Below are 19,949 nucleotides of genomic sequence, written 5' to 3' on the forward strand. Positions count from 1 at the left end.
GAACAAAGGCGTAAATATGATAAATATTAAAAACAGCCCACCATCCATTAAACCAGCGTCGGTATTTCTCAATGGAGTTATAAATATAACTAACATCATAAGAATGAAAGTTAGCGGCCCCGTAAGTAAAGTGATAATGGTTTTAGAAACACGATTAAGCTTTTGTTCGTATGATTTTGAAAAGTAACCGCATACCAAAAAAGATATGTAGAAATGAACGAAAAGAAAAACACCTAAAACTAAATACCCCACCGAACTTCCCTATACCAACGCCGTTATAACCGGCCGGAGTTGCGTTGGTTGTTTTGTGGTAGCGTAGCGTAAAACCGCAAAACAAGCGACGCAACGGAGGTCCAGCCAGCGTGCTGGCGGTGGTTGATAACTTTGTTATGTGTTTTCATTGATGAACTCTGCTGAAAGCCTTTTGCGGTTCATTGTTTGGTACGCGACGTAATAAGCACATTTTAATAAGTGAGCATACTCTGGATCTGAATCTTCTACTTCACGAACTGCAATAGTACCTAAACTCAGCTCTTTGAAACGATTTAAATCGGTATGGTTGCCATCAAAATAGTCAATTAGAAAAACCAGTTGATTCTTTACAGACTCGTACATTCCACACAGAGCATTACGGCTCTTGAGTTTTGCTTCCGTTGCCTGCAACGCCTTCATACAAACATCTAACTTTATCTGATTCTGATCCATTCTCATTTACACATAACGCCTTGCTAAGCGCGCAAAAAATTGTTGGCTAAAATTAGCGAGGAACGAGCAAAAGCCAACTGTTTTTTGTCCGTTTAAGCAACTTGTTATAACTAAATTACACTTAACCTATCAGGTTTTAAAGTAAATGAACCCTGAGATTCGAATAGCTTATTTGCTAATTCCTCTGAGCTATTCTCTTTTGCGTAATCCAATTCTTGAGCTGTAATACCTGTAATTTGCAGTATATCGACTTTTCCAGATGTTAAGTCGAATGATTCAGGGAATTGATTTGGCATTACAACCATTAAGCTTGAAATATTCGGCTCAATTTTCATTGGAATACGGTCTCCATAGTCAACTAGAGGTTTATCACCGTAATGACCAACGGACACAAGAATATTGAAAGCTACTAAACTACGTAACGCATTTATAGCCCAATCACTTTCCTCATTTGTTTCGAGAATAAACTCAGTTCCGAAACCTGAATACTCTTGCGGGTCATCTGATTCCCATGTATTAGACATGCCAGAGGTGACATAAACCCAAGTTTTTCTGTCACTCGTTGGAGCACATTTGAAAACACCAAAATGTAACCATCTAGGATCAATGCTGTCGATGCCAAATTGATTTTTGAATAGAGAGGCATCTAACGGGTAAATACCTTCACCAGTACCGCCAAATAATTCTGGATATACTTGTTCTTCTCTTTGTTCCCACGAATCTTCCAGCAGACTCATAATCTTCCTTTAGTTATAACGCCCGCCTAAACGGCGGAAAATGCTTGGCTATAATGTTTATCGAACGTAGCCAAGCGTTTTACGTCCGATTTTAAGGCACTTGTTAGGAAAGCCAGCGCCATTGTCGACTGCTACTTTCTCTTTGCTAACACTTTACTCATAAACTTGCGCTGAGAAAAGATATACGTTCTCTATTTTCATACGCTCGATTTATTTACTTATGGAAACAATACGCTGCCTGGGAGTTGATGTGCTGGATTGATTATTATCTGAAAAGACACCCTTCCCTGATGTTACCGCTTCCCTTAAATTTTTACACGGAAGATCAGTCTTCCTAACGCTTTGGTAAGGGGCGCGCTTTAGCGCGTCCCGCGTAGGGCCGAAGGCCCAGAGTGTACTTGACCAACTTGTTAGGCATATTTTGAAACAACCGCGAATTCACTATGCTACTTTTTTTGAAGTTTAATTTCTTGTTGAATAAAACCACCATCAATTGTTAGCCGAATTTCACCGGATTCTGATTTAATGACACTCCAAAAACAGTTTTCCTCATGGACTGTTGGTTTAGTAAATAAGTTGCCCTCAGACCAATGGGTAGCAGTGCAAATGGAATTTTGGTTTACCCGCCACAATGAAGGTTTATAATCTGGTTTACTATCAATTAGTGATTCAGTTGGGTTTGTTGATTTGATTCTATATGCAAATGTACGGTCTGGACGCAAATCAATAAACCCGGACTCAGAAAATCCATCTGTTTCAAGGTTCCACTCCCAATACCCGACAAGATCTTGTTCCTCTTTTGATAGATCCGAACAGCCACATAGTAATAAGGCTAAGTAAATAATCGTGTATTTCATTCGATGAGGCCTAACGCCGTGCTAAGCGGCAAAAAAGTTTGGCTTAAAATTAGCGAGGTACGAGCACAAGCCAAACTTTTGTGTCCGTCCTTGAGCACCTTGTTATGCGTAAATTTCACGCAATTCTTTAACTATGTCCTTATACTCTTTACCGACTAAACCTAAGTTTTGATGAAAAGTAAATCCAGACTTTTTTATTTGAGCCGAATCAAGGGCTATTTGGGCATGCTTAGATGCTGAGCCGTCATTACCATCATTTGCGTTTATGATAGCTAAAGCTGCATGCCAACGAAAAAAATCGATAGGGAACATTAGCCTGCTTTGGTTGGCGTTTAACACCGTTTCTGCTTTTGAATACAAGTGCACGAGTTTATTTTTGACAATTGTCAGCGGAAATAGAATATATGCGTCCGTTTTTAAATTAGGAAACTCAAGCTCTCTATTTAACGCTTTTTCGTATGAATTTAACGCATCCTCTACCATATTTTTGGATATAAATGCGGATGCCATATCACAATAAGCTTGGGCATGATCAAAGTCGTCTTTTAACTCAAAGTATTTATCTAAAAGAGCGAGCGATATATCAGGATATTTTGTAGATAAAATAGATGCTTGGATTCTTAAATATTGCTCCTTTCTACGAGCACGCTTCAGCTTGAGATAGAACGCTTCTTCTATTTCTTCATTCCATTCTATATTTCGATACCAATCTTCGTTGCTCAACGAAACTTTCCTTTACGCATAACGCCTCATTAAGAGGCAAATTTAACTTGGTTAAAATTCCGGAACACAGTGACAAAAACCAAGTTTAATTTGTCCTGCTTTAATGACTTGTTATATTTTTATTATTCAAACCTACTTTTACAAAAATAGCACTTTTCATAAGCCTTCGTAAGCAAAAAAAGTCAAAAAATGAAGGTGTTTTAGTTAACACTGGTTTGCTACATTTGGGGCATTTTAAGCTAGTCGTTTTATGCAAAAAGACAACATAAATTGGAATGGTAAAGAAACCTCCAACTAGAAATGTGGCAAACTGTATTCCTTCATGTTCAAGACGCCCCATGAGCGTAAAAAGCGAGATAGCATAAGCAATTAACGCTAATACATACATCAGAGTATATTTTCGAATTTTATTGTTGATCTTGCTCATAAATATAACGCCGTGCTAAGCGGCAAAAAAGTTTGGCTTAAAATTAGCGAGGTACGAGCACAAGCCAAACTTTGTGTCCGTCCTTGAGCACCTTGTTATGCGTAAATTTCACGCAATTCTTTAACTATGTCCTTATACTCTTTACCGACTAAACCTAAGTTTTGATGAAAAGTAAATCCAGACTTTTTATTTGAGCCGAATCAAGGGCTATTTGGGCATGCTTAGATGCTGAGCCGTCATTACCATCATTTGCGTTTATGATAGCTAAAGCTGCATGCCAACGAAAAAAATCGATAGGGAACATTAGCCTGCTTTGGTTGGCGTTTAACACCGTTTCTGCTTTTGAATACAAGTGCACGAGTTTATTTTGACAATTGTCAGCGGAAATAGAATATATGCGTCCGTTTTTAAATTAGGAAACTCAAGCTCTCTATTTAACGCTTTTTCGTATGAATTTAACGCATCCTCTACCATATTTTTGGATATAAATGCGGATGCCATATCACAATAAGCTTGGGCATGATCAAAGTCGTCTTTTAACTCAAAGTATTTATCTAAAAGAGCGAGCGATATATCAGGATATTTTGTAGATAAAATAGATGCTTGGATTCTTAAATATTGCTCCTTTCTACGAGCACGCTTCAGCTTGAGATAGAACGCTTCTTCTATTTCTTCATTCCATTCTATTTCGATACCAATCTTCGTTGCTCAACGAAACTTTCCTTTACGCATAACGCCTCGTTAAGAGGCAATAAAATTGTTGGCTAAATTAAGCGACGAAGGAGTAAAAGCCAACAGTTTTTTGTCCTTTTTTAAACGACTTGTTAGGGATATTACTCCAACATAGCCTCTTTAGTTTCAATGAGTAAGCGAGCAACTTCAAGTGCCTTTTTACTATTTGCGGACATTCCCATTGAGCCTGACTCTACTTTAATTAAATAAGCTGAAACCTCATGATCTTTCGAGTTGTTAAGTAACAATTTAAAAACTTGCGGTAAATAGGATTGGTACTCATCACGAGCCATCGGTATATCGCAAACACCTATAGGATCCCAAAGGTAAAATAGGATTTCATCAACTCGACGATATAGCCCTTTTTCTGAAGTACTGAGCTTATTATTCATATATCCCTAACGCCTGGCTCAGCCGCCGCAATAACTGGCGGTTGTTTTGCCTGCTTTTTGGCAAAACAAGTGACAGTTTTTGCGGTCGGTTGCAGCCACTTGTTATGCACCTTGTAAATTCACCCTAACAGCAGGCTCTCCGACTCTCTCATGTACCCAAACTTCTATAAGATTTATATCTATCTTATCTTCTCTATCGCGAAATTGTAGCTCTTGTATTTGCTCAATTATGCGATTCAAATTTCCATATCCGTAAAATAGATATATCCCTTTTTGGTAATTTGCGTGCCTTCTAAATGCTGTGAGAGTGCTTAGATCTTTAGCAATGCCATTTATAGCTGCTGTTATTGGTTTAACTTCAATTATGGTGTGATTACCATCCATATCACCAGGAACATGGACAAGTAGGTCAGGCTTAACATTATCAAGATCATTGCCTCTTATAAGAGGATGACCGGACTTATCAATTTCACCGCTTAGTTCATACTCTTCATTAGCAGGCCATATTAATCGCAGCTGGTGGTAAAGCTCATAGCAATATACTCGCTCCCGATAAATGGGATCTTCACGGCCATCAATAGGTAATTGGAAATAATTTTCTCCAATCGCACTCGTGGCATCGCTTAGTAATTGCTCGATATTCATTTACTCTCCATGTGCATAACGCCCGCCTAAACGGCGGAAAATGCTTGGCTATAATGTTTATCGAACGTAGCCAAGCGTTTTACGTCCGATTTTAAGGCACTTGTTATATTTCCATTTTTTAGGAATTTACGCTGCCCTATGCTATGTACTATTTGCGACTTCCGCTATCCCGATTTCTATACGCAATGTCTGGATATATACGCTTGAATAGATACGTTCGCTGGGAATTAATGTGCGGAGTGAATTTACTTATGTTCCTACGCCATTCCCTGACATTTCAACCATTCCTGGTATCTGCGATAAATCGCTGGTGGTAAATATAACGCCCCACTAAGGGGCTAATAAATAGTTGGCTAAAATAGCGAACGAAGTGAGACTAGCCAACTGTTTTTAGTCCCGCTTAAGTGACTTGTTAGGTGTAATTTACACGAAATGCCTTTTTTTACCTGTACTTATGTATGAATTATAACCTTTTACTTTTTCATTTTGCTCTTTTGTCCACTCTTCTTTTTTTGTTCGCATTTCCATTCGTAGCGCACTTGAAGCTTTTTTGTAACGAGCTTATTGAATTCGGTTGTTGAAAACTGGCTAGGTACACCACCTTTTGCAGTTATTAAGGACTTATACTCTAATGCTAATTTACTCGCTTCTTCGGCACTCACTTTAAAAGTATTAAAGATATATGTAGCTTCACTCGAAAGCTTTAGTTCTCCGTTCATAACCACCCTCGAATAATCAACGTGCCGACTTGCATTTACACCTAACGCCCCAATAAGCGGCGGAGAATAGTTGGCTATAGTTTCGAGGAACGACCGTAGCCAACTGTTATACGTCCGTTCTTTATTGGCTTGTTATTTTTCCAACTTCTATTCGTTTTGCGCTGTCTCGTTCGGTGCGCAAAGTAAACTTACACTATCTTAATTTTTACCACTTTACTCTGATATTTTGCGCAAGAAAAGTTACGCTGCCTGGGAATTGATACGCTGAATGAATTTACTTACTTTCTTACGCCATTCCCTGACGATACCACTATCCTAATTTTCTTCGAAAGATCGCTGATTGGAAATATAACGCCTTACTAATGGGCGCATAAATGCTTGGCTAAAATTAGCGACGAAGGAGCACAAGCCAAGCGTTTTGCGTCCTTTTGAGTAACTTGTTAGGTGTATTTTTACACCAACGCCCACAACATTAAAATGTACGCCGAACTAATTACTATGGGCGCTATATAGTCCAAATATGATCCGTAAGAGTCCTCAGTATCATCTACTCTAAATGTAGCAAGCAAAAGCACAGAGCCTTGGAAAGAAAAATACCCTAATACTAATGCCAATGTTGCAGTGAACAAAGATGAACTGTTAATGAAAAATAGTATAAATGCCACTAAGTTAATCAGTGCAATCACTGTAATTTCGATTTTCTGGCGGACTAGATAATTCATACACCTAACAGTTTATTATGTAGACGGCTTAGTAAATCCCATCTACGAATGTCTCCTAAAGCTATCAGAAAAGCATCCTAATTCAAATAATTAAATCAACAGGCAGAACCAAAACAAGTAATTTCACCAGCTATTACTGAGCCGGCATAGTAATATCACTTTTCATTCAATAAAACCCCAACAAACTCATATCGTTATTAGAAATTCTCATCACAATTAAAGCTTGTTACTAAGCGGTCTCGGTAAATCTTCCTAAATATTACAATTAATATATTAAATACAGAGGATTACATGAATCCATTGCAACGATTAATGGAAATTACTAGGCCTGCTAAGTAAATACGTCCCCTAAAAAGGCTAAACACTTACTTTTCAATTGGTTAGTATCATCTTAGATGTATTATTTGGAAATTTACTTGGAGTTCTCAGTAATTCGCCAAGAAAAATTTGGCAAAAATATCTCCCACAACTATAACTGTATATACATACAGTTATAGTGAGTCTATTATGAATAAATCCCCTTTTCTTGAGAACATTCGTCATGTTCTAAGAACCAAACACTACAGTATCCAAACAGAAAAAACGTATTTAACCTGGATCAGACGGTTCATCCTATTTAATCAAAAGCGCCATCCTGCGGATATGGGTGAAGAAGAGGTGAGTCGATTTTTATCTCATCTGGCCGTAGAGCGCAAGGTGACGTCGTCAACTCAAAACCTGGCGCTATGCGCTATCGTATTTATGTATAAACACGTTTTAAATCGTGAATTAGTTTTGCTAGATGACACTGTTCGGGCAAAGGCGCCAAAACGAGTGCCAGTAGTTTTATCGAATAAGGAAGCCATGGATTTGATTTTGGCAATGAAATCGCCCTATCAATTAATGTTTTCTATTTTATACGGTTGTGGTTTGAGAAAGGCTGAATTACTGAGATTACGAGTAAAAGACATAGACTTTGAAAACCGTTCTATCTTTATTTTTCGAGGAAAAGGGCAAAAAGACAGAGTAACCATGCTGCCGCAGTCTTTAATTCCGAACCTGAAAGAACAAATTAAAATTGTTGAACGTATCCACCAAAAAGACGTAGCCGAGGGAGAAGGAAAAACCAGTTTACCCACAGGGTTAGCGCGGAAATACCCTTACGCGATCACCGAATTAAAATGGCAATACCTGTTCCCTTCGTCGTCGCGTTGCAAACATCCGACTGATGGTTATTATTGCAGGCACCATTTGCATTGGACAGCACTGTCGAAAGTGTTAAGAAAAGCCGTAAAAGAAAGTGGAATTAACAAACATGTCACCGCCCATACATTTCGCCATAGCTTTGCAACCCAATTATTACTCAGTGGTTCAGATATCAGAACAGTTCAGGAGCTACTAGGACATACGGACTTAAAAACCACGCAAATATACACCCATGTCATAGGTCAACATTCGTCAGGGACATTAAGCCCCATTGACAGGAACCAACTAATACAAAAAATAACCAACAACGATGTCTGAATGTAATTTGATCAAAGCTAAAAACGTTAATTTCCTTTCTTCATCTTCGCAGGAGCGGGCGCCCCATACTCGTTTTTAAACTCAGCCATCACTTGTTCTAACGCGTCATAATCAACAATGGTATCGAGATTTTCCAGCAGAATGGTTAGAAGGTAATTGTTTGAATAGTGATATTGGCTATTAAGTTCTCGAAGATTGTCATAGGCTTTTGTCGATAGTCCGACACTTAACCGTTTTGGTAATGGGTATCGCTTAGCTGCCATAGAACTCTCCTCGAGAACTTGTTTCTTATATAGTTAGGTGTGTTTTATGTCTTTTTGATTTCGACCTTAAACCGGATTGTCGATATCGATAAACTCAACATCGAGTCCGTGTTCTGACACCAAATACTCACCTACGGCTTTAATGCCATATCGCTCGGTCGCATGGTGTCCTGCAGCAAAAAAATGAATATCCATTTCCCGGGCAACATGGGTAGTCTGCTCGCTAGCTTCACCGGTAATAAAGGCATCGATGCCCTGCTCTGCGGCTAAATCGATATAGCCCTGGCCACCGCCAGTGCACCAGGCGACAGTTTTAATTGGACGATTGCTGCTACCAGGAATATGCAAGACCTCACGATTCAGGGTTTCCTGGATACGCGACGCAAAGTTTTCACCATCAACGGCGTCGTTAAGTTCACCGCGCAAACTTACACTTAACGGGTTTTCCAGCTCCAAAGGACCGGTAACTTCGATACCTAATAGTTTGGCGAGTTGGGCATTGTTGCCTAAGGTTTCATGGATATCTAATGGCAGGTGATACGCAAACAAATTGATGTTGTTATCCAATAACGTCTTGATGCGTTTTTGCTTCATACCAACGATTGGGTAAGCTTCGTTTTTCCAGAAGTATCCATGGTGCACTAAAATTGCATCAGCGCCCTTTTCTACGGCCTTTTCTAGTAACGCGTAACTTGCTGTCACCCCCGTTACTACTTTCTTTATCGTATCGGAGCCCTCAACCTGTAAGCCATTCGGACAAAAATCCTTAATACGACCAGGTTGTAATAGCTCAGTTAAAATCTTTTCAAATTGTTGACGTTGCATGTGCAAATCTCAGATAAAAATAGAAAATTTAATGCGTGAATGGCAAGGATAATACCATGAAAAGGAAGAACCGCTAAGTTGCAAGAAAACTTGAGCGTGATAGCTGATACTATTGATTTAACCGCTGACTCCAGTTGCCATTATTCTGCTGCTCACAACTTTCCTCACTATCAATGCGCACTTGTTTGTGGGCTTTTTTAAGGTTAATACCTATGCTGGATAACTTACGTTGCATTAGGTTGCGGATTTCTTCGATATCAACCTGGGTGATTTGCTCATTGGTCTCAAAAACGCAAATCACTACCAATGATTCAGGGAACCGGTCGTAGTTTACGGTATGCGTTAACCACTTGAATCCCGGGTACTCCTCTAAAGCCTGATCGCAGGCTTCAGTGAGCACCTTACGGATTGCATTATCGGTTTTCTTATCACTCTTACGCATGATAATTGTCGACGCCTATTTAGCGAGCGCGAATATTTTCTAACTCTACTTGAGCCCCAGCTTGACGTGCAGCAGCGGCCAGCTCTTTAGAAACCACGGTTTTACCAATCGGAGCGATGGAAATTCCGGCTAGTTTTAGGTGCTGAATGGCAAATGGAATACCGATAATGGTAATGAAGCAGGAAATTGCCGAAACAAAATGCCCTAAAGCAAGCCAGAGTCCAGCAAAAATAAACCAGATAACATTACCAACCACACCAAATTCAGATGTGCCGATATCTTCATTGAGGGTAAGCTCATCGCGGCCAATCGCTTCTCTTCCAAACGGGAAAAACGAAAATCCAGCCATCACAAAACAGGCTCTACCCCAGGGAATACCAACGATACTGATAAACGCCAGCAGGCCGAAAAAACACCACGCCAGCCCCATCATCACACCGCCAAATATAAACCAGATTAAGTTACCTATCGTTCGCATATCACATCCTTTATACGCTTGTTACTGTATTATTTTTGAAGTACAGCAGGATACCAAGCAGCAGTGACATCGACAAGCGAGGCATTGTTACAATGTATTAGGTTCAATAACTTTTCCTGCTGTACACATGGCGGAAACAGCCGATTCGAAATCGGTATAATGCCCTTTAGCCACTGCCGTTATGATGGCAGCACCGCGTCCGCCAGTATGAACCTGATTGGCTTTTTGTACTGGTAACTGACACATATCGGCAATGAGCTTTAGCAATAGGTTGGATTGCTGACCACCACCACTAACCAATATTCTTTTGAATTCTCTATTGTGTCGCCGCTCGATTCGCCCTTTGGCGTCCTGAATCTGGATGGCTAACCAATGCAACAGAAGCAAATATTCTTTGGCAATCTGTTCCATGGACTCGGGGTCACGATGATTTACCGAAGGTTCGTCCTGTTGCCAATTAAAGATATCTGCGACGCAACAGGCACTAAGATCAAAGGTTTCAACAATAGTTAACTGAGAACAAATATCGCTAATCTGAGCAGACAATTGAATACCGGATTCTGCGTCAAGCAGATGATGACAAATCCACTCTTCTAAATGCGCTTCTGACAAGGTGTCCTCGTTCACCTCAACATCGTCAATCATATGTTCCCGTTTCCAGGCCACAAACTCTCTTAACACGCGACAGCCAAAGTCGAGCATCTCTTCTGCCAGATAGTAGTTTTTACTAAATGAAGGATATGCCGGATAAAAACGTTTTGGACCTTTAAATTTGCTGACCAGGCAATTGATGGTAATTGCCGTACCTAGGCTTACAAACAAGGTGTCGGCATCGATAACACCTGCCCCCAGCAATTCACAGGTTTTATCCGCCGCGCCGGCGATTACACTAACGTCTGCTTCTTTACCATGAATTTGCGTTGAGTACAGACCCAGCTCAGTCCCAGGATCGCATAACTCTGGCAACCAGTTTGGTTTAAGATTAAGTGCGCTCCACTGCCAGGCTAGCGGCCATAACCACCTTCGATGTTTAAAGTTAAATGGTAAATGGGCGATCATATTGGCCCAACTATCGCGATAGTTACCCGTTAAGCTAGCCTGTAAATACCCCGATAGCTGACACAAGTGTTTGGTATTCGATTGCGCCTGAGGATGGTGCTCTGCCACCCAGTTAACCGCAGCTTGCCGTTGCAGTTTTTTAATAGTGGATGTTTGGCCAACCACAGCAAAGGCGGCACGCCAGTACCAGGGGAGTTTCGGCAGTTGTTCCGCTCTTCTCCCCTGATACCAATAAAGTACAGGCAACAGAGGTTTATTGTTTTTATCCAGATAAACAAAGCTATTGCGAAGGCAGGTTAATGAAACGGCACTAATTTGATGTTTTTGAAGCGCCCCCTCAATGGTCTGACTAAGTAAATCGTCAGTCATCGACGCCACAACCTCAGCTAATTGCGCTGGATCACTTTGCCATTGATAGGTACTACTGCCAGTGATATCCATGTCGATGTGGCTGCGATACACCATGTTTCCCTGCAGGTCATACAGGTAGCTGCGAATTGATTGGCTACCAAAGTCGATACTGGCAAATAATGGTTCAACATGTGATTGAGCAGAAGAATGTTGCAAACGAGCACTCCAAAAGCATGTTATTTTTATTATATTTTATACGCCGGATAAAGCCTTATACCACCGTAAAATAGAATGGCTATATCAATGAAATCTATGTTGTTACTGAACCTCTGCCCTAACTCTGAGTTGCGCAAAAACTTAGAGTGATTGGTATTACTATTGACGGCTATGGCCTTGCATGGACGTCACTTTAACGGGTTGAAAGTTTGGACGCAATTGCCATTTAGGGCGAATCGGTGTTAACGGGTGTACGCGTTTTTTGGCGACAATCAGAAACACTGAGCCAAACATGGTGAGATAATTGCTGGCAAACTTTTGCCAATGCCTGCCGGCCCAGCCTTTCTGATCGAGAGGCTTCACCAAAGATGAATGCAAAAATCGCTCATCGGCAAGAATTTCATAGCCCAATAGGTGTAACCAGTCTTTAATACGCATCGGCGTGAAAAAACGTCCTTGCCAGGGCACGGCCTGACGGCGAAACGGAATATAGCGATTTAAACCCGCTAGAGAAATTGGGTTAAAACCACTAATAAGCAAATGGCCGTTGGGAATTAGGACCCTATCGATTTCACGAAGAATATGGTGTGGATCCAGCGCGAATTCTAAGCTGTGCGCTAAAACACAAGCATCAACACTATGCAGCTGGAACGGCAAATCATCGATTTCCGCTAGCACATCACCAAATGGGTGTGAATGACAAACATTCACTTGATGATTGATCATCGCTTTGGTCGTATCTAGTTGCGCACTTAAACTACCCAATTTCAGTAAGTGGTAACCAAATATTCTTGGCCACCAGGGCTGCATATAGTCGCTAATCGTATCCGCAACAAGCACGCCATTGGGCATATCTTCCCATTTAATCGGGACTTGAGGATCTTTAAAGGCTAATGCAGGTTTCATTCAATTTTGATAAGTTATTGGTAATTCACTTGTTCTTAGCATACTGAGGATAGCCGATAAACGCCAAGTTTTAATCACGGTAACTAAGTAATTATCTGGAATGATTAAGCTTTGTGGCCAACCAAATAGATAATAGCGATTGCTCGTCTATACTTTAGGCGTCCGAAATTTCGTTTGTCCTTCGGTCGTATTTCTGAGGTACTTGCTATGAATGTCAAAGCCAAATTCACCTGCGCCAGCATAATCACCACTTCCATATTGTTATCCTCCCAAATCCAGGCGAACGATTGGGAATTTTCGATTGAACCTTATTTAATGGCAACAAACATTGAGGGAGACTTTGGTTCTGGCAGAATTGAACAAGCTGAAATAGATGTTGATTTTAGCGATATTCTGGAAAACCTGGAAGCTGCTGGAATGATACGCTTCGAAGCGATAAGCCCTTCAAATATAGGCTTTGCTTTGGATTATGGTTTTATGGACCAAGGTGGTAGTAAAACATTTGCGAACGGCCAGGAGTTGGATGCAGGGGTAAGGCAAGGCGTTTTAGAAGGGCTAGTGTTCTATAGAAACGACTTACAAAACGCCTCTATTGATTACATCGCCGGTGTGCGCTGGTGGGATAACGATGTAGACATTGATGTTGATTTACCTAATCTCGAACAACGATTATCCGCGTCTGTTGAAGAAGACTGGGTAGATTTTGTTGTCGGCCTTCGATGGTATTCTTATCTCAATGAAAACTGGACGTTTGAACTCTATGGCGATGTAGGCGGTTTAGATTTATCTTCAGAGTTTACATCGACAGTAAAAATCGGCATGCAGTATAAAATGACTGAGCTTCTAACGTTGGATGTAAAATATAAAGCAACCTGGGTAGATTACGAAGACGGCACACCCGGAGAGCCGGGATTTTTTGCTTATGACACGGTAACTCATGGCCCGGTTCTGGGCCTGGCGTTCACCTTTTAATCATTAGCGAATCACACCGGTTTTCTTTCTCAATCGCCTCGTTATAATAGGACTTGCACTGTCGACTGCCTGAGGGCTTTTTATGCAAGTTTCTGCGATACCCGCATTCTCCGATAACTATATCTGGGCGATTCATGCCAAACAGGCAGACCAAAGTAAATGTGCTTTGGTCGACCCCGGTGATGCCAGAGTTTGTATCGACTTTATCGAACAAAACAAACTACAACTGGCAACCATCCTGATAACCCATCACCATCGCGATCATACCGGTGGTGTGCAGGAACTCCTCGAATACGCCAATGACAAAGGTTGGAACGTTATCGTATATGGTCCGGATGGAGAAGATATCGCAAGTATTGATCATCACCTACAACAGGGCGATGTCGTAGAACTTCCCTATCTTGATCAATCCTTCTCTGTTATCGATGTGCCGGGCCATACTCGTGGCCATATCGCTTATTACAATGGAGCAGATAAAGGCACCCTATTCTGTGGTGACACCTTGTTTTCTGGCGGTTGTGGTCGTCTGTTTGAAGGTACCGCAGAACAAATGTTACACAGTCTTAACAAACTGAAACAGTTACCAGAGTCGACCTTGGTATACTGTGCACACGAATATACTCAGGCTAATTTAAATTTTGCGCGAACTATTGAGCCTGAAAACAGTCAACTAATTGAATACGAATTAAAAGTTCAAAAGCTCAGAAATTTGGATATTGCGACTATCCCCACCAGTATTTCTACTGAATCGCAGATAAATCCGTTTTTACGTAGTCATGTCGATGAGGTAAAAAAACAGGTACAGAGCATTACTGGCAAAACCTATTCCACTGCTGTAGAAGTCTTTGCCGCAACTCGGTTACTAAAAGATAACTTTTAATTTATTTTCTATTGCTTAATAACAAGATATCATGCGCGTTATAAATTAGGGGTCTTCCTCTGCGCATTCAATAACAAATAGAGCTGTTATGAAAAAACTAATACTTCCACTGTCGTTTACTCTGCTTACGGCTTGTCAGACGACAGAGCAGCAGTCTGTTCAGAGGGATTTAGCTAATAACCCGAACGCTGCTGACAATTTAGACATTTACCAGGCACTTATCGTCGATGAAACCGCGGATGTTGTACACCCGGTTGCCGACGTAGATATTCCGCTTGGCGACAATAGTATATTAGCCAGCGACAACATCTGGGTTAGGATCCAAAACCAGTTAACCTTTGAAGTGCCAGAAAACCGTACCGTTGCCGTCCACAGAAACTGGTATGCCCGTCATCAAAGCTATCTCGATCGCGTCAGTAAACGTGCCGAACCTTTCCTTTATTACATCACTGAAGAGCTTGAAAAGAACGATATGCCATTGGAGTTGGTACTATTGCCTATCGTTGAAAGTGCGTACGACCCATTCGCATATTCCCATGGCAGCGCCGCTGGCATGTGGCAATTTCTTTCGGGAACCGGTAAACAATTCGGTCTGAAGTTAGACTGGTGGTATGACGGTCGACGCGATGTTGCGGCTTCTACGCAAGCGGCCATCGATTACCTGAAATATCTGAACAAGCGTTTTGATGGTGACTGGTTATTGGCTCTAGCCGCATATAACTCTGGTCAGGGCCGCGTTTCTCGGGCAATGAAACGTAACAAGAAAAAAGGTTTACCTACGGATTTCTGGAGCCTGGATCTTCCCAAAGAGACTCGCGACTACGTTCCTAAACTTCTTGCCCTCACTGCGCTTTTAAAAGAGCCGGAAAAGTACAATATCACCTTTAAGCCAATCGCTAACAAACCGGTGATCAGTAAAGTTGAGATTGGATCACAGCTGGATCTTCTTTTAGCGGCAGATATGGCCGGCTTAACGATTGAAGAGCTTCATGCACTAAATCCTGGCTTTAACCGTTGGGCAACAGCACCTGATGGTCCACACTACCTATTGTTACCTAACCACAAAGTTGAATCATTCAAATCTCAATTAAGTGAGTTACCGGATGAAAAGCGTCTTACCTGGCAACGATACAAAATTCGCTCTGGTGATAGCTTGAGCGTAATCGCTAGCAAGTACAATACGACCACTAAAGTGATTAGGCAGGTAAACAAACTATCCAGCAACAGAATTCGTGCTGGTAAATACCTGTTGATCCCTACCGCAACAAAGTCTCTTGATCGTTATGAATCGTTAGAGAAACTAGCAGTAGCTAAAGCGAGTAAAAAAGGCTCTGGCAACAAGTTAACCTACACCGTTAAGAAAGGCGATACCCTGTGGGATATTGGCCGTTTGTATAAGGTGAGCAGCAGAGATATTGCAAAATGGAACGGGTTTGGGCCAAAAGATACCCTGCGCCTTGGTCAAAAGCTAACTATCTACACCAAGTTGGCGCAGGCAAGTTCTGTTAGCGCTGGCAACAGCAACACCATGCGTAATATTAACTACAAGGTTAAGTCTGGCGATTCACTGGCACGCATTGCCAACAAGTTCAATGTCAAGATTTCCGACATTGAAAAGTGGAATAATCTGAGCCGTAATAACTACTTGCAGCCTGGCCAAATGCTAAAACTTTCGGTCAACATCACCTCGATCTAAGTTTTAACAAGCACCCCAAAAAGCGGCTTCCAGCCGCTTTTTTGATCTAAGGTTCATAGTTGTTGAGTTAATCTGTGGATTGTGAACTGCAGCAAACGTCATTCCAGCTTCCGAATTACTCTACACGTCATTCCGGACTCCGTTCCGGAATCTAAGTTCTGGTTAGAGATACCGGGCTACCCCGGCATGACGAATTTAGGTTTTTACGTCATTCCAGCAACACAAAACGTCATTCCGGACTCCGTTCCGGAATCTAAGTATCTGACCTGAGATACCGGATTACTCCGGTATGACGTCACAGGCTTTTGTGTCATTCCAGATTCCGAGTTAGTTCAAAGCTATTCCGAATTCCTAACCAAGTCGTCATTCCGGTCCCCGAACCGGAATCTAAGTGGCTGACCAGAGATACCGGGCTACCCCGGCATGACGAATTTAAGTTTTTACGTCATTCCAGCAACACAAAACGTCATTCCAATCCTCGAAAGGGATTCTAAATTCTGACCAGAGATACCGGATTACTCCGGTATGACGACTAAAGGCTTCCACCTTACTCAGGTGGTGTATAAGGACAATGCTCCATCTCTAGGAGTTTGCGATGATAGGCTTTAATTGCAGGGAAGTTTTCGCAATGCCCGGTTTTCTCCGCCCACAAGGTGGTGTAGCTGACAATAATATCGGTGACAGAGAAGTGGTCGCCGAGCATAAAGGCATTGTCATTTAGATGTGCTTCAATCACCGCTAACGAGCGAGATAACTCAAACTTGTTTTGCTTGAATATTGCGTCAATGCGTCTGTCTTCCCGATAAACAAAAGTGTTTCGGGCATCACTCCAAAGATGAGCTTCCACCTCTGACAAGATAAACGAACACCATTGCTCGTGCTGCGCCCGATGAAATGTTCCTGTTGACGGGATCAGGTTGCCTTCTGGTTTAGAATCGGCGAGAAATGTGCACATAGCCACAGATTCTATCAATGGTTGGCCATCAACCAGCATTGCTGGAATTTTACCGAGCGGGTGCACTTGCTTTAACTCGTCACTACCAAACAATTGCTTTGCCGCTTTACTTTCATAGGGAATTTTTAACTCCGCCAATACCCAGTGAACTCGGGCACTCCTGGTCGGTGCGTATTCGTACAGCACTATTTTCATTAGCCACTCCGAAAAGAATTCAATGATGAGAATGAGTATAGCCTTGTTGGTTCAACTAAAATGATAATCGAGCACTCAATTGGTTTAAGCATGTCCAGATATTTTTTTATTGTCCTGTTACTATCAGTATTGTTTGTGTCCAGTGGCAAAGCACAGGAGGCAAATATATCCATTGCCAGTGAATTTGAAAAAATCTACTCCACCACCGTTGTATTAATGGATAGTGATGCCCTGTCATTTGGTGTCGGAAATTTTGATCCGGAAGAATTATTGCGACGAAACGATGATGACACGGTAAACGAAGCATTAAATTTACGTAATCAAATATCGGTTCTCGCCATACCTTACACCATTGAGTTAGGCACGGATTTAGAAACCTATGAAGATCACCTTAATATTCAACTTGCCTATGTAAAACAGGAGGCTGAAGTCTCGCTGTTTGAAGATATCGAACCAGACTTCGACAAAGAGCAAGCGTATGGTTTAAGCGTAGGCTACTCTCGTAAATGGTTTCTCAATAAAAACTGGACCCTGGCGCCAGCACTATCCGCTTACTTCATTCACTACAAGAACACCCACCTTTACAACAGTGAAGAAACAAGGGCATTTCAACCGCAACTCGATGGAATTTTGTTTAATCAGAAAAAGAACGCAATTTTGTTAGAACCAGGTATTGAACTTGCTTATTTGAAAAATAATGATTGGGGCGCCTGGGAATTTACCAGTGAAGCGTATTTTATGTCAGGACGAACCACATCGGCGCTTGCTGATGGAAGTTACGCCCGGCCGGAGGGCTGGCGCATCATCAACGGGGTAAAGGTAAAAAATACCTTTAAAGAAGCAAAATTATTTGCCAATGACTTTTATTTTAAAGCACACCGCGTCGATATTCGTGGCGATACCGTTCATACACTGGGAACTCAGCATTACTATAAGATCGGTTTTGGCATTCTCTGGGACATTCGAAAATTAACCGATTTGGTTGAAAACGTAGGCATTGGCATTAACATCAACCACGGCAGCGCCATCAGTGGTGGCAGTATTGTGTTGTATATTAATGAGTGGTAGCTAACAGCGTTAGCGTTGCTGTATGGCTGAGGGCTGAGGTCTGTAGTCTTTAGTCTTTAGTCTTTAGTCTTTAGTCTTTAGTCTTTAGTCTTTAGTCTTTAAGAACAGTCTAGACGTGTTTTGTGACAAGCAAACAACTTAACTAGCGACTTGTAGCTTGTCGCTAAACGCCGATCTTTGTCTACCGACGCATTGAGCCTTCTGCATTTAGCCCGCGGCTCAACTCGTCATTCCGGACTTCGATCCGGAATCTCAAGTTAGGTATACAGATACCGGCCTTCGCTGGTATGACGGTATATGAAGGCTTGCCGCTGCGGCTAAAAGCTAAAGATTATGGATTTAATCAATCAAGCCATAATCTTTGCTTAAAATCTCGACGATTTCCGCTTTCGGATTATCACTGATAACGATATCTTCGCCAGTGATCTTCTCGGCAATACCCACATAGGTTTTAGAAACCTGCATCAACACCTCTGCCGGTAGAGCATTGTCGCGAGCTAACGCTTCGCGCTCATCCATACGATCTTTGTTTAAAAGAATGTCAGGATCCGGGAAGTGGCTTAATAGTAGCTGACGGAAGCCTTCTTTCGAATTCTCAACAATATTACCCTGGCGGTACTGTTCACCGTCCCAAATACGCGACGAATCGGGCGTGCCAACCTCGTCCATGTAAATCAGCTTGTCATTACCATCAACATCTTTAACGTAACCAAACTCAAACTTGGTATCGACAAAGATTTGATCAAGTTTTGCAAGTTCACCACTGATTAACGAAAAGCCTTCTTTTAATAACTTTTCATACAAGGCAATATCCGCTACCGATTCAAAGTTAAACGCCTGGTGGTTGTCTTCAATATTTTTGCGGGTAATGTTTACATCATCCTGAGCAGGAACCCCTTCGATACCCTCTAAAATACCTTTGGTAGACGGCGTAATCAGCAGCTCTGGAAGTTTTTGGTCGCGACCTAAACCATCGCTAATTTCGATACCACAGAACTCTCGCTCGCCCTTCTCATAGGAGCGCCACATAGAACCGGTAATGTATTGACGAGCAATTGCTTCAATTTTTACCGGTTTAGCTTTTTGTACGATCCATACAAACGGATGGGGAATATCAAGAATGTGGCTGTCGGCCAGACCATTTTCTTTAAAGAGTTTGAACCAATGGTTAGAGATAGCGTTTAGCGCGGCACCCTTTCCTGGTACGCCCTGAATACCGCCTTCACCACGCCAGATGCAGTCAAATGCAGAGATACGGTCAGAAATGACCATAATAGCAAGTGGCGTATCAGCGGGTACTTGATAACCCTTTTCTTTAATAAGACGGGCAGAATCTTCGGCGGTTAACCAGTATACACTGCGCACTTTACCACTGTGAACTGGCGCGTCGGTGCGAATTGGCAGGTCGTTGTTTACAGCTAAAACTTTATCGGCAAGGTTCATCACTCTTTCCTAACAAATATATCTGGGCGATATAGTAA

At 41.8% G+C, this 19,949-nt stretch carries 20 protein-coding genes; 5 read left to right on the forward strand and 15 right to left on the reverse strand.

Annotated elements, in window-relative coordinates; all coding sequences use genetic code 11:
• Positions 1-387: 387 nt before the first annotated feature.
• The 7 genes from FNC98_RS08780 to FNC98_RS08810 form a co-directional block, all read right to left on the reverse strand.
• Positions 388-705 (reverse strand): immunity protein Tsi6 family protein, encoded by a 318-nt coding sequence (locus tag FNC98_RS08780; RefSeq protein ID WP_143580871.1) that lies wholly within the window; start codon positions 703-705, stop codon positions 388-390.
• Between the two features lie 110 nt (positions 706-815).
• On the reverse strand, positions 816-1,442 hold the full coding sequence (locus FNC98_RS08785) for a suppressor of fused domain protein (RefSeq protein ID WP_143580872.1): 627 nt from the start codon (positions 1,440-1,442) through the stop codon (positions 816-818).
• A gap of 446 nt (positions 1,443-1,888) precedes the next feature.
• The gene (locus FNC98_RS08790; RefSeq protein WP_143580873.1) at positions 1,889-2,299 is read right to left on the reverse strand and encodes a hypothetical protein; all 411 of its coding nucleotides are present in this window, start codon (positions 2,297-2,299) and stop codon (positions 1,889-1,891) included.
• A gap of 102 nt (positions 2,300-2,401) precedes the next feature.
• Positions 2,402-3,022: a hypothetical protein gene (locus FNC98_RS08795; RefSeq protein ID WP_143580874.1), complete on the reverse strand. Its 621-nt coding sequence runs from the start codon at positions 3,020-3,022 to the stop codon at positions 2,402-2,404.
• 1,260 nt (positions 3,023-4,282) lie between these two features.
• Positions 4,283-4,573, reverse strand: a complete 291-nt coding sequence (locus FNC98_RS08800; protein ID WP_143580875.1) for a hypothetical protein — start codon at positions 4,571-4,573, stop codon at positions 4,283-4,285.
• A 102-nt stretch (positions 4,574-4,675) separates the two neighbouring features.
• Complete coding sequence (locus FNC98_RS08805; protein WP_143580876.1) at positions 4,676-5,218, reverse strand: methionyl-tRNA formyltransferase-like protein; 543 nt, start codon at positions 5,216-5,218, stop codon at positions 4,676-4,678.
• A 473-nt stretch (positions 5,219-5,691) separates the two neighbouring features.
• Positions 5,692-5,937 carry a hypothetical protein gene (locus tag FNC98_RS08810; RefSeq protein WP_143580877.1) on the reverse strand — a complete coding sequence of 82 codons (246 nt, stop codon included), beginning with the start codon at positions 5,935-5,937 and terminating at the stop codon, positions 5,692-5,694.
• Between the two features lie 1,229 nt (positions 5,938-7,166).
• On the opposite strand from FNC98_RS08810, the gene FNC98_RS08815 reads away from it, so the two are divergent.
• The gene (locus FNC98_RS08815; RefSeq protein WP_143580878.1) at positions 7,167-8,162 is read left to right on the forward strand and encodes an integron integrase; all 996 of its coding nucleotides are present in this window, start codon (positions 7,167-7,169) and stop codon (positions 8,160-8,162) included.
• A gap of 26 nt (positions 8,163-8,188) precedes the next feature.
• Here FNC98_RS08815 and FNC98_RS08820 read toward each other — a convergent pair whose 3' ends face one another.
• The 6 genes from FNC98_RS08820 to FNC98_RS08845 form a co-directional block, all read right to left on the reverse strand.
• On the reverse strand, positions 8,189-8,425 hold the full coding sequence (locus FNC98_RS08820) for a hypothetical protein (protein ID WP_143580879.1): 237 nt from the start codon (positions 8,423-8,425) through the stop codon (positions 8,189-8,191).
• A gap of 66 nt (positions 8,426-8,491) precedes the next feature.
• On the reverse strand, positions 8,492-9,250 hold the full coding sequence (locus FNC98_RS08825; protein WP_143580880.1) for a Nif3-like dinuclear metal center hexameric protein: 759 nt from the start codon (positions 9,248-9,250) through the stop codon (positions 8,492-8,494).
• A gap of 109 nt (positions 9,251-9,359) precedes the next feature.
• Positions 9,360-9,692: a hypothetical protein gene (locus FNC98_RS08830; protein WP_143580881.1), complete on the reverse strand. Its 333-nt coding sequence runs from the start codon at positions 9,690-9,692 to the stop codon at positions 9,360-9,362.
• A 19-nt stretch (positions 9,693-9,711) separates the two neighbouring features.
• A complete protein-coding gene (locus FNC98_RS08835; protein WP_143580882.1) occupies positions 9,712-10,170 on the reverse strand; it encodes a YccF domain-containing protein in 459 nt (152 codons plus the stop codon).
• Positions 10,171-10,257: 87 nt separating this feature from the next.
• Positions 10,258-11,796: a xylulokinase gene (locus FNC98_RS08840; RefSeq protein WP_143580883.1), complete on the reverse strand. Its 1,539-nt coding sequence runs from the start codon at positions 11,794-11,796 to the stop codon at positions 10,258-10,260.
• 159 nt (positions 11,797-11,955) lie between these two features.
• Positions 11,956-12,702, reverse strand: coding sequence for a class I SAM-dependent methyltransferase (locus tag FNC98_RS08845; RefSeq protein WP_143580884.1), 747 nt, complete (start codon positions 12,700-12,702; stop codon positions 11,956-11,958).
• 207 nt (positions 12,703-12,909) lie between these two features.
• Here FNC98_RS08845 and FNC98_RS08850 point away from each other — a divergent pair, with 207 nt between their 5' ends.
• The 3 genes from FNC98_RS08850 (at position 12,910) to FNC98_RS08860 (ending at position 16,250) form a co-directional block, all read left to right on the forward strand.
• Entirely contained in the window at positions 12,910-13,674 is a 765-nt protein-coding gene (locus FNC98_RS08850) for a hypothetical protein (RefSeq protein ID WP_143580885.1), read from the forward strand.
• An 82-nt stretch (positions 13,675-13,756) separates the two neighbouring features.
• The gene (gene gloB / locus FNC98_RS08855) at positions 13,757-14,554 is read left to right on the forward strand and encodes a hydroxyacylglutathione hydrolase (RefSeq protein ID WP_143580886.1); all 798 of its coding nucleotides are present in this window, start codon (positions 13,757-13,759) and stop codon (positions 14,552-14,554) included.
• A gap of 88 nt (positions 14,555-14,642) precedes the next feature.
• Positions 14,643-16,250 (forward strand): LysM peptidoglycan-binding domain-containing protein, encoded by a 1,608-nt coding sequence (locus FNC98_RS08860; RefSeq protein WP_143580887.1) that lies wholly within the window; start codon positions 14,643-14,645, stop codon positions 16,248-16,250.
• Between the two features lie 547 nt (positions 16,251-16,797).
• Here FNC98_RS08860 and FNC98_RS08865 read toward each other — a convergent pair.
• Positions 16,798-17,400: a glutathione S-transferase family protein gene (locus FNC98_RS08865; protein WP_143580888.1), complete on the reverse strand. Its 603-nt coding sequence runs from the start codon at positions 17,398-17,400 to the stop codon at positions 16,798-16,800.
• A 90-nt stretch (positions 17,401-17,490) separates the two neighbouring features.
• Here FNC98_RS08865 and FNC98_RS08870 point away from each other — a divergent pair, with 90 nt between their 5' ends.
• Positions 17,491-18,468, forward strand: coding sequence for a Solitary outer membrane autotransporter beta-barrel domain (locus FNC98_RS08870; protein ID WP_185967916.1), 978 nt, complete (start codon positions 17,491-17,493; stop codon positions 18,466-18,468).
• 339 nt (positions 18,469-18,807) lie between these two features.
• Here FNC98_RS08870 and FNC98_RS08875 read toward each other — a convergent pair whose 3' ends face one another.
• Positions 18,808-19,911, reverse strand: a complete 1,104-nt coding sequence (locus FNC98_RS08875; RefSeq protein ID WP_143580890.1) for a phosphoribosylaminoimidazolesuccinocarboxamide synthase — start codon at positions 19,909-19,911, stop codon at positions 18,808-18,810.
• Positions 19,912-19,949: the final 38 nt, after the last annotated feature.

The organism is Thalassotalea sp. PS06 (genome assembly GCF_007197775.1).
Taxonomy (GTDB): domain Bacteria; phylum Pseudomonadota; class Gammaproteobacteria; order Enterobacterales; family Alteromonadaceae; genus Thalassotalea_A.